The following is an 18,082-nucleotide window of genomic DNA, read 5'->3' as shown; positions in this document are numbered from 1 at the left end:
TATGTCAGACATAGAATATAGTGAATTAGATATCGCCATTGTGGGCATGGCAGGGCGTTTTCCTGATGCAAATAACGTCGAGGAGCTTTGGCAAAATGTCGCAAAGCAACATTGTAGTATTACGCCGTATAGTGACGAACAGCTGCGTGGCGCAGGAGTAGACAGCGACACGCTAGCGAACTCTGATTATGTTAAAGCAGGTGTTCCGTTCACCAATATTAAAGCGTTTGATGCTGGCTTTTTTGGCTATAGCCCCAAAGAGGCTGAACAACTTGACCCTCAACAACGTATTTTTTTACAGACGTGTTGGCATGCATTAGAAGATGCCGGTATCACGCCAAGTGCGACTAATTTAACAGGCGTTTTTGCGGGGTGTGGCGTACCAAGTTACTTACTGCAAAACCTGTTATCAAATAACACGCAAAATGACATAACGAGTTTGCTGGCCTTAACAAACGGTAATGATAAAGACTCTTTAGCAACACGGGTTAGCTATGAGCTTAATCTTAAAGGCCCGTCGGTCACTGTACAAACAGCTTGCTCTACTTCGTTGGTTGCCGTTCATATGGCATGTCGCTCACTGCAAAACTTCGAAAGCGATGCTGCACTAGCTGGCGGTGTATGGCTAAATTTGGCATCCGAGCAGGGCTATCACGCACCCGTTGGAGGAAGTTTATCTCCGACCGGTCAGCTAAGTGCCTTTTCTGAAAATGCTGATGGTATTTTAATTGGTAGCGGCAGTGCTGCCGTGGTACTGAAGCGTGTTGAAGATGCGCTTAGCGCTGGCGATTCTATTTTGGCTGTGATCCGAGGCTCTGCGGTTAATAACGATGGAAAAGACAAAATAGGCTACACGGCTCCCAGTGTAACAGGACAAGCCAATGCGGTGAGCGCAGCGCTTGAATTTGCTGATGTGGAGCCAAGTTCGATTGGCTATATTGAAACACATGGTACAGGTACTAAACTGGGTGATCCGATCGAGATTGCAGCCCTTAGCCAAGCCTATCAATCGGATAAAACACAGTATTGTGCCATTGGTTCGATTAAAGCCAATATTGGGCATTTAGACTCAGCTGCGGGTGTCACCGGTTTGATCAAAGCTGTTCAAGCTTTGCGATATAAGCAATTGCCCCCGAGCATTCATGCCAAGCCGCTAAATCCCGCTATTGATTTTGCTGCTAGTCCGTTTTATGTCAATGACACATTAAAAGCATGGGAAAGTGATACCCCTCGTAGGGCGGCTGTGAGTTCGTTAGGGATGGGTGGTACCAATGCACATGTTATTTTAGAAGAATATATTTCGCAGGAGCAACCGGAACCCGAAGAGCCAACACGCCGAGCGCCTTGGTACATTTTACCTGTGAGTGGAGCGACTAAAAATGGGCTCAATGATCAGGTAGCTGCACTGCAGAATATGTTGGTTGCACAGCCACACACGCTTCCAGAAGCCGCCGCGCAATTACAGCAAAAGCGTGCAGCACTCGCCTTTAGAAAAGCATTTGTGGTCAAAGATCACGAGCAAGCCGTCGCGATGTTAAGCCGTGACGTTGTGGCAAAGAAAACGACGGATGCGCGTATTGGCTTACTGTTCTCGGGGCAGGGCTCTCAGTATGTGACAATGGCTCAGCCATTACTCAAACATAACGCGTATTTTAAATCTGTGTTTAATGAAGCTTTGAGTCATTTTTCTGAACAATTACAACAGCAACTTACTAGGGTATTTTCACCTGAAGATGATCAAGTTTTAATAGCGAACCAACTTCTGAACGAAACGCGCGTGACACAGCCGGCATTATTTATTGTGGGTTATGCGATGGCGCGCACGTATCAGGCATTAGGTGTAACTATCACTGGCATGTTGGGACACAGCATTGGTGAGTATGTTGCAGCATGTTTGGCGAATGTGATGTCATTGGAAACGGCGGTTACCTTGGTGACGGCCAGAGGTGAAGCGCTTCAAGGTATGGCTCCTGGTACGATGTTATCTGTAGTGGCTGATGAGCAAACTATTGCACCTTACTTAACTGCTGAGCTGGATATTGCTGCGTTAAATAGTCCGAAGAATACCGTGGTTGCTGGGACAAAAGAGGCAATAAAAGCATTACAAACACAATTAAAAGCCGAACAGATAAGTTGTACACGACTCCATGTATCTCATGCATTTCATAGCCATTTAACTGAGGCGGTGTTACCGGAGTTTAAAGTTGCTTTAGAGAAAGCCCACCTAAGCGCGCCTGATATTGCGTTTGTGAGCAATGTCACCGGGCAGGTGATCACAGATGATCAAGCAACATCGGTGCAATACTGGTTAGATCACATTCGTCAGCCAGTAAAATTTGCTGAAGGGGTACAGACGTTATCTGAACGTTGTGATGTGCTCATTGAAGCAGGGCCTGGTGATACGCTGCAGAAATTGGTGCAGCAGGTGGGTATAGCGAAAGAACTCACGGTTTTAAATTCTATTGCCCATGTGCGCGATATGAAAGACGTCATCGCGCCTTTTGCGAAAACGGCTGCAACGTTATGGCAGTTAGGGTTAAATATTGATTGGCAATATGCTGGAGAGTTGACTCCGAGTGTATCAAAAGTACTGCCTGAATATCAATTTAGTCAGCAAGAATATTGGGTTGAGGTAAATCAAGAGCGAACTGTGTCAGCAACACGCGACGCTGAGTCATCCAGTTCACAGCCGCAATTATTGCAACCTATTTGGCAGCAACAACCGCTGCATGTTAAGCGTCAAGATTTGAGCGCAGAGCACTTTGTATTGTTGGCTTCAGACTCTCAGGTATGCAGCACACTAAGTACGGCGCTTATTGAGCGTGGCGCGCAATTAACCCTGTTATGGGCAGTACAAAGAGATGATGCAGAGTTTACGGTTCAAGACAATGGCCACATTCATTTTGATCACACTAATCCCACTCATTGGGAAAAGCTACATGCTTATTTAGCGGATGATACACAGGTAACACATTTTGTAGATACGCGCTTTGTTGTACCGGCACAACCGGATGACGTCATCGGTTATGAGGCATTACTACCACTGGTACAGCACTTAGTTACGACCTTTAATGTGCGATTAAGCGTGTTAGCTACTCAGTTGTTCTCAGTATTGGGGGATGAATGTTTATCACCAGAAAAGGCCACGCTTTTGGGACTAACCCGTGGGTTGCCGCTAGAGCACAATACGGTCACGCGGGTAATTGAATTTAAAGATGCAGGTCTTACCTTCAATGAAGATGTATTGACTAAATTGGTGGCTGATTTAGTAGCAGATAGGCCAGAACATAATGAAGTAGCTTATCGCGGTAAGCAACGTTTTGTGCTTAGTCAGCAAGCCATTCCTTCGAGTGCTGATACATCGATTGAGTCGGGTGTCACGCTAATTACCGGTGGTTTGGGTGGTGTAGGGTTGCATCTGGCTAAATACCTAGGTGAACAAGGTCACAAGCTTATTTTGCAAACTCGTAGTCAGTTTGCACCTGAGTCTCAGTGGCAAGCATTACAACAAGCCAGTGAGACTGATGACAAGTTACGTAAGCAGGTAACAGCGTTATTATCACTACAGGCGCAAAATGTTGATGTCATGGTGATCACCGCTGACGTATTAGACGTCGTACAGCTTGGTCAGTCCGTAAAGTCAGCTGAGCAGCAATTTGGTGCGATCACGCATGTTGTTCATAGTGCTGGGCTACCAGGTGGTGGTTTCATTGCTGGAATGTCAATGGAGCACGCTAGTGTGACCTTATCGAGCAAGATTCAAGGTACACAGAACTTATTACAGGTATTTAAAGAGCATACTTTACAGCAGTTCGCTGTATGTTCTTCTTTGGCCTCCGTATTGGGCGCATATGGACAAAGTGATTATTGTGCTGCTAACGTGTATTTAGATACACTGGCTCAACAACCGCATAATTTCCCAGTTGTAAGTATTAACTGGGATGCTTGGGCTCAAACTGGGATGGCTGCTAAGTTTGACTTGCCTGAGGGATTAGGGCTGCAAGGCGATATTGGTGCTGCCATGTTGGCTGATATTTTTGCTTTTTCTCAGCCGCAAGTGTATGCCGCTAGTATGCGCTGGTCACAACTAGTACAGGTAACACGTGATGCGGAGCAGGCGATTTTAAACGCTAAAGCTAAGCCTGCGGGACATGGACGCCCAGACTTAGACACCGAATATGAAGCACCAGAGAGTGAACTTGAACATAAGCTGGTGGCTGTTTGGCGCGAGTTTCTTGGCTTTGATGAGATCGGGATATTTGATAGCTTATTTGCCTTGGGCGGGGACTCATTGATAGCCATTCAAATGTTGGCGAAAGTAAAGCTGCAGTTCTCTATTGAATTAGAGCCTGCAGAGTTTTTTGAAGATCCGAGTATTGATAACTTGGCTTATATTATTGAAGGTAAGCTCATCGAGCAGCTTTCATCATAGTAAAAAATGCAAGCCCAAACCTGAGCAGGTTTAGGCTTTTTTATAGCAATTGATCAGAGGTTCAAATGAAAAAACAGCGACCCATGAACTTGGCGATACAGACAATGGCTTTGCCTATTACAGCATATGCCTCCATCCTCCACCGTATCAGTGCAGTTGTGATGTGGGTGGGGTTTGCCTTTTACTTACCCACTTTGTGGTATTCACTACAGTCACCAGAAAATTTTGCTTTATTGCATGCATTACGTGATGAAAGCATCATTATTCAACTGTTTCTATGGGCGTTTTTAACCGCCATGGGATATTACTTATGTGGCGGGATTAAACATTTAATCCAAGAAGCTGGATATTGTGAAAGTCTTGAAGGCGGTGCGAAAATATCTTGGGCATGTATTGCCGTGGGTGTATTACTGAGTGTGTTATCAGGAGTGTGGATATGGCTATGATAAATCTATCAGGCACACAGCAATGGGTTTTACAGCGCATTTGTAACGTGATTCTTATTTTGTTTGCGGCGGCGATGATTGGGTATTTGGTATTGTGTGGACCGGTATCATTTGCAATGTGGTCAACACTACACAGTGCTTTGTGGTTTAAAATACTGGCAACAGTAGTGCTGACTGCAACGGTCGCAAATGGTATTTTAGCGGCTTGGCAAATCGCAGGAGACTACATTAAGGGGCGTTTAAATACGGTGTTTAATATCATACTTGTTGCACTGAATCTTGGGTTATGGGGCTTTGGCCTAGGTTTACTTTGGGTCGTATGAGGCGCTACTTCGGTGTAATTTTATAAGCTGCATAGGCGTAATATCAAAGTGTTTTTTAAAGGCGGTAATGAAATTGCCCACATGGGTATATTTCGCTAGATATGCAGCTTCTCCTATGGTTAACCCTTCTATCAAAAGTGCTTTTCTCGCCTTTTCTAAGCGCTTTATTTTGACGTATTGCTTTAATGTGGTGTTGAAACTGCGTTTAAAATTACGCTGCAACGTGCTGATACTTACTCCTAACTGCTGTGCAATATCACTGAGGGTAAAATCTTGCTCCAATAGCACCAGCAATGTTGCCAGTTTACTTTCACTGGCTTGAATTGGCGAATGAGCATAATGCGCTTGGGTCGGTGTAAATTCTGGATGATAAAATTGACTTATTACTTCATGCAATAATTGCAGTGCATGTTGCTCCAATAGCAGCGGAGCAAGCAAGTGTGTGTCACCCTCTTGATTGGCAAGTATCTTGATTTTTTGGAGTAGGGAGGACGTCAGTGGTGTAACATAGACATTTTGCGAATGAAACAGTTGCGTGTTTATCTGCTCACATGCTTGTTCATTTAAGACCTTTTGTAATAACCAACTACGTTCACAGCTTAACGTGACTTTTTTTACGTGCTGACCTTTTTGCATGAAACGAGTAAATATATCCTGTTTATTCAGTATATTAATAAAAGCAACAGGCCCCTTATCGGCGCTAAATTGATAGCGTTTTTGTGCCACTCTAAATGACACGGTCCCCGCCAATAACACCGTGATATGAAATCCCGCAGGTAAGATGGCACTGCTGCTGGTATGACTGTTTTCGATGATATCTGCGCGGTGCAAGTAGAGCCCTTTTTGTAATTCTATAAAACTTAAGTCGCCCTGCGCTAAGTGCGTTTGCTCCGTTGAGGTTTGCTGGCGAGACTCTAAGCCAATTTTTTGCAGCGCGTAAGAAAGATCATCAACATAAATGGAAGTAGCCATAACCTATGCACCTTTGACGTTTTTGCAAATAAGTTAGATGATTCTGCAAAATAGAAGCGCAAATATCAACCCATAATCCCTGTACAATATTGATATTGGTTCTTATTTACATTTAAAAGGTGTTGTATGTTGGTTTTAACTGCTCAGCAAATGGGTTTTCGTCGTACTGGTTTAGCATTGGCTGTGGCTGGGGGGTGTGCTGCCCCAAATGTATTGGCTGCGGCTGATGACATAGAGAAAATTTCTGTGTGGAGTACGCAAGTTAAAACGTCAGCTCTGTATTTACAAGAACAAGATATTGCCAATAAGCAAGCTGACCATATTTCTGATTTATTGCGCAGTATCCCAGGTATTGATGTAGGGGGGGCGCATTCTTTAAACCAGCGCATTACCATTCGCAGCATGGATGATAAGGACCTGAAAATATCAATAGATGGCGCTGCGCAAAACTCTTATATGTATCATCATATGGGTAACTTACAGATCCACGCAGATATTTTAAAATCAGTCGATATTGAAACCGGCACGAACTCAGTGATTAACGGCGGGTTAGGCGGGGCCGTGCGCTTTGAAACCAAACAGGCGGCTGAACTATTGGCTGACGGAGCATCTATGGGTGGCCGTGTATCGGTGGGGGTTGCTGATAATGCGGGGCATCGCTTTTCATTCACCGGTTATGGTGAGCTGAACGAGCAGTTGGATTTTTTAGCGTATTATAATCAAGTTAGCCGTGATAACTATGAAGTCGGTGGCGGCAAAATTAAAGACCAAACGGGTGAACAAATCGTCGGTACTGATGGCACTGTGCGCGGCTTAGAAGGAAAGGTCCATGATGCGTTGGTCAAAATTGGCTGGAATATTAATGCGCAACAACGTTTGGCATTAAGCTATGAAGCCTATCAAGATAAAGGGGATTATAGTTATCGACCTGATATGGGACTGGCAACCGACTTAGTTTTTGAAAAAGGGCTGGGTACACCTTTATTGTGGCCTACTGAATTTACCCGTGACACGCTAACTTTAAGTTATGATTTAGACTGGGGCCAAGGCTCTTTATTAAAGGCAAGTGTGTTTAGTAATATCAGTGAGCTGTACCGTGATGAAGCTGGTTGGGCATTGTCACCGAATCCGCGCTTTAGTGGTCATGCAGGTCAAGTAACGGGGGAGGCGAAAAATAGTGGCTTTAATCTCTTAGCCGAAACGCCGTTTGATGCTTTATTTACTGATGAAAACCACAGTGTTACTTATGGCTTAGACTATCTTAAACATGATACCGATTTTCATAAGATCAGCACAGATAGTTCGGTCGCTGAGTCACAAGAAAGTGCCAAAAATATCGCGGTGTTTGTGCAAGATCGCATCGAGTTTGCAAGTGATTTAACAATGATTGTCGGTGCGCGGTACGACAAATATGAATTGGATACAACAGTAGTGAGTAATGATTACTCAGCATTATCCTTGTCCCTTGCGACTGAGTATCAGATCACAGATAACCTACTGGTCAAACTCAGCAGCACCGAGTTATTTAAAGGGCCAGAGATTGGTGAGGTTTTTGCGGGGGCGGGCCTCAGAGACAGTGAAAATAGCGCGATTGAAGCCGAAACCGGGCTCAATACCGAGCTTGCCTTGGCATATCAGCATCACATTGGTCAATCTATGACGTGGTCTGCAGGTATTACCGCGTTTTCTACACAAATTGATAATTATATTTTTGACAGTGCGATGAAGCCTAATCCAAAGCATCGCTGGGACCAGTGGAAAGACAATATCGGTGATATGCGTATTGAGGGATTTGAAGCGTATTCACAGTTCACGCATAACACGTTATCAGTGCAATTGACCTATGCGCAATCAAGCAGTGATTTGTCGGCTTTTGATCATTATGCGCAACTGGATGGGGCACGATTAGAGCGTGAGCAAGGCGATACCATCACCACGAGAGTGGCCTATCAGTTAACCGATTATGATCTGGATATTGCATGGGAAGCGATGCTGGTGGGGGGGGTTGCTGATGGGCACTTTTTAGGGGGCGCCAGTATGAATAATGAAAAGCGCAGTTATGCAGTACATAACCTCTCTGCACACTGGTCTCCTGCCGCGCTTCCAGCGCTGAATATACGGTTAGGCATTGATAACCTATTTGATGAATTTTATGCCTCACAATCTTCAAAAAATGGCATTACAGGCCATCCATTGGCAGGTGAAGACGGCTTATATTTAATGGATTACGAGCCGGGTCGCAATATTAAAGCCAGTGTTGCCTATCAATTTTAGAGATACCTTCTTGGTATATTGAACACGTTTCCTACACAAGCCCATGCATTGAACGCCCGTCTTAATGCATGGGTTTTATCTTCTCTAAGCTTTGCCGTTTTTCGAGATATAAGTGTGCAGTAAATGACACGTATATTGTTGATTGCTCCACTGCTGAGCAGTAGCGAAATTGATGATGTGCGTATGTACTCTGATTAAATATTTACCTGAGTACATCGTCTGATGATGGGATAGTGTAATCCGTAACATGTGAGTTATGGGGTTAAAGAAGTATAAAAAAGTGGGTGATGAGACTATGAGTAGATTAAAACTAGTATATGTGTGTTCCTTGCGTAATGCGGCTGCAGATATGGCGGGTAGAATGATTACATACAAAGATGAAACACGCTATATGACCTCTCCATTGGAACATCTAGTAATACAGCTTAATAGTAGTGACTTGGGGGAGCTGTATGAGTTGACAGGCGTCATTTTTGACGATGATTTAACACACTCGCTTGATAGTCAAAAATTACAAGACTATGGAACATCACGGGTGGCCTGTAACGAGGAGTGGATTTATCCTGAAACGCTTAAAGTGGGTAATACGCCTGTTGATGAGTTGTTATGTTGCGTACCTTCGAGTTACCGTAAGCTGCCAAAAGGGTCACAAGTATGGCGAGAGGGGAAGCAAGATTTTGAGCAGCGCTTAGAAAACAAGTTGGATGAGTTAGATGCAGATGTGGTGTTGTTAGATGGGTTGATTGTTATTTTGGATCAGTTAGCAAGTAAACAGAGCGCTTATGCAAAGCGTATTGTTAATATTCACCCTGGGATCACCAAAGAGGGCTCTGTTTATCAGCGCAGAGGGGCAACTGCTACACTGGATGCCCTGTATGGTGCGCAAGGTAAACAGGTTATTAATTGGCAGACAATGGAAATGATTGACACAGAGGTGATTGATAAAACGGGTGCCTCACTGCATTATGTTGATCAGGGGATTGATTCAGGTCCAGTTATTCATGATGTTCTAAATACCAAGATCACACCTACCGACACCATTTTTGAACTACGTTGGAATAACTTTCAGCAGAGTCTATTCCCAGCCATGATTCAAGGGCTTCATGCATTAGCGAAGACCAAGATAACCTCAGAAGAAAAAGTGTAACCTCATTCAAATGGCAATTTGGTGAATATAGGACCGTATCAGGTATTAATTGTTGCATCATGAACACTAAATGATGCAATTCTCACCCGAACAACACGTATTATATTTATACATTTATGGTTGCTTTTTCATACATAAGTCGGTGCTTTCGATAGTGAGACTCTGTTGTTACATCTTGAATTATAATAATAAATAAAATTAGTTCCTATTACTCTTAAATTTCTCTTCCTTTAGTTCGTCTGTTGGTCGGCTAACTATAATTTAGGATGAAATAATGAATAAACTGGCATTTTGTATGGTTCCTGTTGCCTTGGCAGTATCGGCAGCTGTTTCAGCGGATGAAAAAGAACAAATTACGTCGATAGAGAATATTGTTGTTTATGGTGAAAAAGCAGGTCGCTCTTTAAAAGATACCACATCTTCGGTTGCGGTAATTACGAGTGAAGAGCTTGCCAATGGGCAGTCAGATTCTTACGTCGATATTTTATCGGATATTGCAAATGTCGTTTTTTCAGATAGTTTGCCAAGTATTCGGGGTGTGAAAGGGGAAGGCATTGCTACAGGGTCATATTCTTTCACCTCAGGTGCTAAAGCACGTGTTGCGGTGATGACAGATGGTGTAGCGGAACCGTTTGTAGCCACGTTAACCGGTGATCTTGGTTTGTGGGATGTACAGCAAATTGAAGTGTTACGTGGGCCACAGTCGTCTAATAGTGGTCGAAACAGCATGGGAGGGATCATCTACGTCACGACAAATACGCCTTCCATGGATAGATTAGAAGCATCAGTAAGAGCAGGATATGCCAATAAAACGCAAAGCAAAGAGCTTTCAGCTATGGTATCTGCACCGATTATAGAGAATGAACTCGCATATCGCTTCACGGTACAAAATGTTGATAGAGAGCACCATTCTCAGTTTCAGTTAGCTGACGGTGATTCATACCCATTTGATCCAAAACCAATTAAAATGACGCGTATTAATGCTAAGTTACAATGGACACCATCACAAGTTGATGGGTTAGACATGTTATTGAGTTATGTGGATACACAAGAAGAGGGATTCCGTTACTGGTATTTAGATGGTCCGGATCTTGCGAATCGTACTATCTCAACACCTTGGGACAGTGATACATCATATGCCCGTGATAAAGACGTAGACAGTCAGCATACCTCATTAAAAACGTCTTATGAAATAAATGATAACTTTGACATTGAGTTATTGGTATCTGACGTTGATTATAGTTATGAATTTCATCAATACCCACTTGTCTGGCACGTTCGCATGGACGATGAAAGTCAAACTATCGATGGTAAATTTGGCTTTACTTTTGATGATGGGTTAAGTGGACACTTTGGTGTGTATAAGTATGATCGTGAACAAGCTTTCTTTAATAAAGGTGTATATGAAGGAGATGACGACTCGTCGTCTGATGCGATTTACGGTGAGGTTACAGTTAGTGTTTCCGAGCAAGGCCAGGTTATAGCTGGTGGTCGAATTGAGAAAGAGAAGCAGCATCGCGAATTTAGAGCGGCATCAGGTGCCTCATTTATTATTGCCAATGATGAGACGCTTTACTTACCAAAAATCGCTTATTTACACACTATTGACGAAGAACTCACGCTTGGCTTGAGCTTCAGAAAAGGGTACAACTCGGGTGGCGGTGATTTTAGCTGGGCTTCTTCTACTGTATATAGCTATGATCCAGAATATGTTGATACGTTTGAGGTCAGTGTACGTAAATCATGGGGAGATGCGTTAAATCTCGCAGCAAATATTTTCTATAATACTTACTCTGATTACCAAGTGCTTGCAACCGGTGCATCTGGTCAGCCGTGGGATACAATTATCCATAACATTGATGAAGTGAATAGCTATGGGTTTGAAGCTGAGTTAACTTATGCGGCGACAGATTCACTGACATTGTCTGGTAGCTTCGGTTCATTACATACGAGTGTTGAAAATGCAGATAGCAATAATCAGCACTTGCTAGGTCAAGAGTTACCGATGGCACCGAGTGTGACGGCAAGTATTGGCGCTGATTATTGGTTAACAGATAATGTTCAATTCAGTTTAAATACGCGTTATACAAGCGACTATCAAAGCAAATTACTACGCAGTCATTTGGCAAATAACCCTCAGGTCCAAATTAGTCAGGCTGATTTATATCAAACGGACAGTTACACAGAAACTCGTGTTTCAGTTGCTTATATTGCAGAAGATTGGCGAGTAGATGCTTATGTTAATAATGCATTTGACCAAGTGAATGAAACAGCAATTGAGCGTGCACCAGTGACAGGTGTAATCACCTCAGGTCAATTAACAGAGCCGCGAACAGTTGGTTTTTCTGTAACCTATAATCTGTAATTTTCTATAATACATGTGTGCTGTGAGATGAATCACCACAGCGCACATCTTGCACGCCAACTCATATTTCTTTTGTCTTACTCATCAATAAAATAAAGCACCGCAATGCTTGATTTTTCAGGTTTCTATTCGTCTAGCTCACATATTAAATTTGAACCAATTTATGTTGAGTGGAGCCAGAATGTCACGGCAAAGACGTACCAGAAAAAACAGACAACTTTCTTCTTTATCGGAAGCTGATAAAAATAAGTTACAACAAATGATCAGCGGTGCAAACTCTGGCGTCGGCACACATATTTCAGAGCATATCGCGGATGGAGAATTAGTTCCTTTAACGCCAGCTCAAAAAATTCTTTGGTATGCTTGGAAATTAGACCCTGACAATGTCACATATAACTTGGGTGGGGCATTACATTTTGAAGGCTTACTTGATACTCATCGTGTAAACAGTGCGTTTGAACAGCTTTGTCAGCGGCATGACGCTTTGCGCATTAAATTTGTAGAGGGTGATTTACAAGATGTTTGGCAAATCGATGGGGGTGATCAAACCTTCACTTTTTTCGAAACAACCGCTGTTGATTTAGCGCAACGAGATGCACAGTTAAGGCAAGTAGTTGTCAAGCCATTTGACTTGGTTGAAGGGCCATTGTTGCGAGTGGGTGTGGTCAACCAAGGCAATAATAGTAGTTTGGTGGTCACGCTACACCATATTATTGCTGATGGTACTTCAATGCAGCAGCTGCTGGATGAATTCGTCGCTATTTACGTAGCATTGAGTGAAGGAAAAGCGCCTAGCGAAACGGATGAAAAAGTGGGGTATCTGGGCTTTGCAAAGTGGTTAAACAAGCAAGACCAACAAGCTTTATATGCGAAACAGTTAACGATTTGGCAGGAGTTATTACAAGCCGATGAGCCGTTAAGGTTACCAGCTAATAATCAAGCGCGCCATTCTGGGCAATATAGTGTTAAAACCGAGATCCAAGTATTGGATGAACCGGTATGGCATAAGGTTTCAACGCTTGCTAAAGCGAACAATGTAACCCCATATTTGGTTTTACTGACTGCGTGGCAAGTACTCTTATCTCGTTTTGCGAATGCCACACGTATTCAAGTTGGGGTACCGGTTGCGAATCGTCACCTAAGTGAAACATTTAATCTTGTTGGCTTTTTCGTTAATACCCAAGCGATCCCATTGACTATTGAGCATCATGAGAGCTTTAGTTCGTTGCTTGATCAAGCATCGCATATTTCAAAAATAGCGCAGGGTAATCAGGATTTACCCTTTGAACATTTACTTAAAGCGTTAAAGCCTGAGCGTCAAACGGGTGTTCACCCTATTTTTCAAGTGATGTTTAATTATTTACGTCGCAACAAAAAGAGTTTGCAGCAACTGGGTGGTGTCGCATTACAGGACTTTGAATTTTACCGGTTTGGTATGCCATTTGATTTACAACTAGATGTCATTGAAGAAGTGGGTCAAGAAACAACGTTAAATTTGATGTACGCAAATGAACTTTATGGCTCTGAATTTGCAACACAGTGCTTGAATACTTTCCATGCGGTTTTGACTGAAGTATTAGAGCATATTAACGTGCCTGTAGCCCGCTTACCTTTACTTGCAGAAAAAGATCTACAGGAACTGGCTGTTTGGAATATAGGAAGTTCACCTCATCGCTTTACTGCACCTCTGCAGCAAATCATACATGATCAAAGTAAAAAAACACCGACACGGATAGCCATTAGTTTTATGGATGAAACGCTGACTTACGAACAGCTTGATATTCGTGCTAATCGCTTGGCGCATTGTTTATTAGCTAAAGGTATTCGTGCAGAAGATAAAGTGGGGGTGGTATTCGAACGAAGTATGGACATGGTCGTTAGCTTACTGGCTGTGTTAAAAGCTGGGGCTGCTTATGTGCCGATTGCTCCTACGTTACCATTAGAGCGCATTGATTACATAGCTCAAAGTAGTGGTTTGGCATTGTTCCTTACAGACGACTCGCATAAGTCGTTGTCTCAGCTTGCTGAGATAGCGCCAATGATGCCAGTTGATACGCTGGAGTTAGAGCAATATGAGTTAAGTGTACCTAACTTAAAAACACATGCTGCCCAATTAGCTTATGTAATTTATACATCAGGCTCCACTGGTAACCCAAAAGGTGTGGGAAATACGCACGAAGCAATTTATAACCGAATTGCTTGGCAGCAGTCAGCATATCCCTTATCAGTAGATGATGTGGTACTACAAAAAACCCCATTTGGCTTTGATGTTTCTGTGTGGGAGTTCTTCTGGCCGCTGATGTATGGGGCTAAATTGGTTGTAGCACAGCCTGAAGCGCACAAAGATAGCGCTCGGTTACTTGAAGTCATTATCAGAGAGCGTGTTACGACTGTGCATTTTGTTCCCTCAATGCTTCAAGCGTTTATTAATCACGAAGGTGTTAGCAGTGCGAGCAGTATTAAGCGTATTTTATGTAGTGGTGAAGCATTACCCAGTGAAGTACAGGCAAAGGCACTGCAGCTATTACCAAATACTGAGATTTATAATCTATATGGCCCGACAGAGGCAGCGGTTGATGTAAGCCATTTCACATGTCATGGAGATGCCAATGTGGCAGTTCCAATCGGGGCTCCGATTGATGGCATAAAGTTACTTGTATTAGATAGCGGATTACGGTTGAGTCCTATCGGGGTTGCCGGTGAATTGTATATTGGCGGTATTGGCTTGGCTCGAGGCTATTTACATCGTGCTGACCTAACAGCCGAACGCTTTATTGCTAATCCATTTTCTAATGATGGTGAGCGTTTATATCGTACTGGTGATTTGGTGTATTGGAATGCGCAAGGACAACTTGAGTATTTGGGTAGAACAGATCACCAAGTAAAGATCCGTGGCTTCCGCATTGAATTGGGAGAAATTGAAGCGTGTTTGCATGCGATTGATGAAGTTAATGAAGCGGTTGTTATTGCTGATAAAGGCCCTTCAGGCCAGCGTTTGGTCGCTTATGTGTCTGCTGCAGAAAGTATTGAACTTGATTCAGAGCAAATAAAAAACCAATTGGCTGAAGCGTTACCTGATTACATGGTACCAAGCTTATTGATGGTGTTACCGGCGCTACCGTTAAACAGTAACGGGAAAATAGATCGAAATGCGTTGCCACAAGCATCATTGACGAGTTCACAAATCTATCAAGCACCACAATCTGATACTGAAGCGATGTTGGCCAATATTTGGCAGGAGACACTCGGTGTTGATAAGGTCGGGCGCTTAGATAATTTCTTTGAGCTGGGGGGCGACTCGATCATCAGTCTGCAGATTGTTGCTAAAGTCCGTCAAGCGGGTTATGTCGTAACGCCAAAGCAAATGTTTGAGCAACAAGATATTGCGCGTTTAGCCTTGCAGTTGGAAGCTCTTGATAAATCGTCAATTCCGGAACAGATAGTAATCGGGGCTGCTAAGTTATTACCCATTCAAGCAGAGTTTTTTGCTAAACCAATGTTTGACTATAATCACTGGAATCAGGCAATTATGCTGCGTTCTGAACAGCATTTTGATGAACTAGCATTGCAACAAGCGGTCTCTGCAATATTACTTTATCATGATGCATTACGTTTACGATATACGCGCTCTGAATGTGACCAATGGCAGCAAAACTATAGCACCTTTGATGAGTTGTTACTTGAAAGTAGCTACTGGTCGCGTTCGGTACGAGAAAAAAATATTACGGCATTAGCAGAAGAAGCGCAGCGCAGCCTCGATATTGAGTCTGGGCCGATAGCTCGTTTTGTGAATATGCAGCTTGATGATGGCAGTGCGAGATTCTTGATTGTTATACATCATTTGGCGATAGATGGCGTGTCTTGGCGTACATTAATCAATGACTTTATGACAGCCTATGAGGCAGCACTGCGCAATGAAGAGATAGACTTGGGGTTGAAAAGCCATAGCTATCAATATTGGGCAGAACAAATTAGTCAGTATCCACAGCTTTTTGAGGGCGAATTTTCTTACTGGCAATCACACTCAGTAAAACCTTTGCAATTGCCTAATTTAAACGCCCAAGGTAGTCAGGCTATGTCTGAGAGTGACGTAATTAGTGTGGTATTGGAGCAAGCCACGACCCAAGCACTCTTGCAAAACTCATCACATGCATATCGAACTCAAATTAATGAGCTATTATTGAGTGCACTGAGCGAGGCTGTTTATGACTGGACAGGAGACACACAGATATGTGTCAACTTAGAAGGGCATGGGCGAGAGACATGGGAAGACACTTCAGACTTAAGTCGCTCTGTTGGTTGGTATACGTCTTTGTTTCCCGTTTCACTGATCCGCGCTAAAGGGTTATCAGATACCATTAAGCACACTAAGGAGCAGTTACGCTCGGTGCCAAATAAAGGCATTGGCTATGGGGCGTTTAAATATTATGGAAACCCACAGGCGCAAACTGAATTACAACAGCAATCTATGGGTCAAATCGAGTTTAACTATTTAGGTCAAACAGACAATACATTTGAGAAAAAGGAGCGAGGACTGTCATTAACATTGGCTGATGAATCTGTTGGTGCTTCTTTTAGCCCTAAGTACCCCCAACAGACAGAGTTAGTGATAAATGGCAAAGTGCTTGCGGGCCAATTGCAATTTGATATTAGTTTTTCAACGGCCCGTTTATTACATAGTGATGTTCAGGTATTTGCGGATAAATTATATCAGTCTTTGTGTGCCGTGGTTGAGCATTGCCAACAAGCGCTACCTACACTCACACCATCAGATGCACCACTGGCGAAAATTAGCCAAGCGGAACTTGACGAGTTACCAATTGAACTCAGTCAATTACAGACGTTATATCCATTGTCACCCATGCAAGAGGGGATGTTGTTTCATAGTCTTTATGATGAAGGTGAAGCTTACGTAAACCAAACTTGCTTAGAGATCAGAAATTTAGATGTAGAGCGTTTTAAGCGTGCTTGGCAGTTAGTCGTGTCACGCCACGATGCATTGAGAACCGGTTTTTTGACCGAGCGACAACAAACATTGCAGTATGTAATGCGTAGCCTTACACCGCAGTGGCATGAATTAGATTGGCAATCTTACGACGAACATGAACTCCCTAAGCTGTTAACTCAGCAAGCGCAGTCAGACAGTAAAGCTGGATTCGATTTAACTAATGATCCAGGCTTAACACGCTTAACGTTGGTTAAATTAGCGGCGAAGAAATACCATTTCATATGGACTACGCATCATTTACTTACCGATGGGTGGAGTAGCTCAGCCATGATGGGTGAGGTACTACAAGCGTATGAAGGCAAGACACTCCCTGTCGCACAAGGTCAATACGAACAGTATATTGCTTACTTAATGAAGCAAGATCAGGTGAGTAACCTTGCTTTCTGGGCGAAAGAAACAGCCCGCTTATCAGAGCCAAGCTACCTTACATCGGTCATTGGTGATGAGCATACGGATGGGGAATATAATGCATATGCTATTGAATTTGACGAGCCGCAAACACAGCAATTAATTGAGTTTAGTCAACAAAACCGAGTAACACTGAATACGTTGATTCAAGGCAGCTGGTCGTTCTTACTGAGCCGTTATTTAAATCGCGCCAGTGTATGTTTTGGCGCAACGACTTCGGGTAGGCCCACTGATTTATTTGCTTCTGAATCAAGCCAGGGGATGTTTATTAATACAGTTCCTGTTGTTGCTACGGTTGATCCTGCCATTACTGTTTCTGCATGGTTACAAGCTTTACAAAACGATAATTTACAAGCCCGAGAACATGAATTCACTCCACTTTACGATATTCAGAAGCAAGCTGGGCGGTATTTAGAGCTAAATAAAGAAGGTTTGTTTGATACCTTGATGGTATTTGAAAACTATCCAATATCAAAAGCCGTGCAAACCCGCGATGAACAAGACACACAGTTTTCAGTGCTTGCAGCGCGCGAAGAAACAACTTATCCACTTACGCTTGGCGTTTTAGTTGACTCTAGCTTAAGCATAACGTTTACCTATCAGGGCTGGAAAATATCAGCAACAGGGGTTGAAATAATTGCTAAGCAATTAAAAGGGCTGCTTCTAGAATTCATAGCGAACAACACTCAATTATTATCAGAGCTATC

Annotated in this window: 8 protein-coding genes; 7 read left to right on the top strand and 1 reads right to left on the bottom strand. The window is 43.1% G+C overall.

Going from position 1 to position 18,082, the window contains the following annotated elements; translation table 11 throughout:
* Position 1 precedes the first annotated feature (1 nt).
* The 3 genes from CWC18_RS09380 (at position 2) to sdhD (ending at position 5,201) form a co-directional block, all read left to right on the top strand.
* A complete protein-coding gene (locus CWC18_RS09380; RefSeq protein ID WP_138675147.1) occupies positions 2 to 4,432 on the top strand; it encodes a type I polyketide synthase in 4,431 nt (1,476 codons plus the stop codon).
* 65 nt (positions 4,433 to 4,497) lie between these two features.
* A complete protein-coding gene (gene sdhC, locus CWC18_RS09375; RefSeq protein ID WP_138591692.1) occupies positions 4,498 to 4,878 on the top strand; it encodes a succinate dehydrogenase, cytochrome b556 subunit in 381 nt (126 codons plus the stop codon).
* Positions 4,869 to 5,201, top strand: coding sequence for a succinate dehydrogenase, hydrophobic membrane anchor protein (gene sdhD, locus CWC18_RS09370; protein WP_171041069.1), 333 nt, complete (start codon positions 4,869 to 4,871; stop codon positions 5,199 to 5,201). The genes sdhC and sdhD overlap by 10 nt, the downstream gene beginning before the upstream one ends.
* Here sdhD and CWC18_RS09365 read toward each other — a convergent pair.
* Complete coding sequence (locus tag CWC18_RS09365) at positions 5,184 to 6,173, bottom strand: helix-turn-helix domain-containing protein (protein WP_138591690.1); 990 nt, start codon at positions 6,171 to 6,173, stop codon at positions 5,184 to 5,186. The genes sdhD and CWC18_RS09365 overlap by 18 nt on opposite strands.
* 126 nt (positions 6,174 to 6,299) lie before the next feature.
* Here CWC18_RS09365 and CWC18_RS09360 point away from each other — a divergent pair, with 126 nt between their 5' ends.
* The 4 genes from CWC18_RS09360 to CWC18_RS09345 form a co-directional block, all read left to right on the top strand.
* Complete coding sequence (locus tag CWC18_RS09360) at positions 6,300 to 8,447, top strand: TonB-dependent receptor domain-containing protein (protein WP_138675145.1); 2,148 nt, start codon at positions 6,300 to 6,302, stop codon at positions 8,445 to 8,447.
* A gap of 295 nt (positions 8,448 to 8,742) precedes the next feature.
* Positions 8,743 to 9,594, top strand: coding sequence for a formyltransferase family protein (locus CWC18_RS09355; protein ID WP_138591688.1), 852 nt, complete (start codon positions 8,743 to 8,745; stop codon positions 9,592 to 9,594).
* A 274-nt stretch (positions 9,595 to 9,868) separates the two neighbouring features.
* On the top strand, positions 9,869 to 11,959 hold the full coding sequence (locus tag CWC18_RS09350; RefSeq protein ID WP_138591687.1) for a TonB-dependent receptor: 2,091 nt from the start codon (positions 9,869 to 9,871) through the stop codon (positions 11,957 to 11,959).
* A 181-nt stretch (positions 11,960 to 12,140) separates the two neighbouring features.
* Positions 12,141 to 18,082 (top strand): non-ribosomal peptide synthetase (locus CWC18_RS09345; RefSeq protein ID WP_171041068.1); only part of this gene is annotated, 5,942 nt, incomplete at its 3' end.

This window comes from Pseudoalteromonas aurantia (assembly GCF_005886875.1).
GTDB lineage: Bacteria > Pseudomonadota > Gammaproteobacteria > Enterobacterales > Alteromonadaceae > Pseudoalteromonas > Pseudoalteromonas aurantia_A.
Note: the sequence above shows the minus strand (reverse complement) of the source record. Positions and strands in the feature narration are given on the sequence as shown.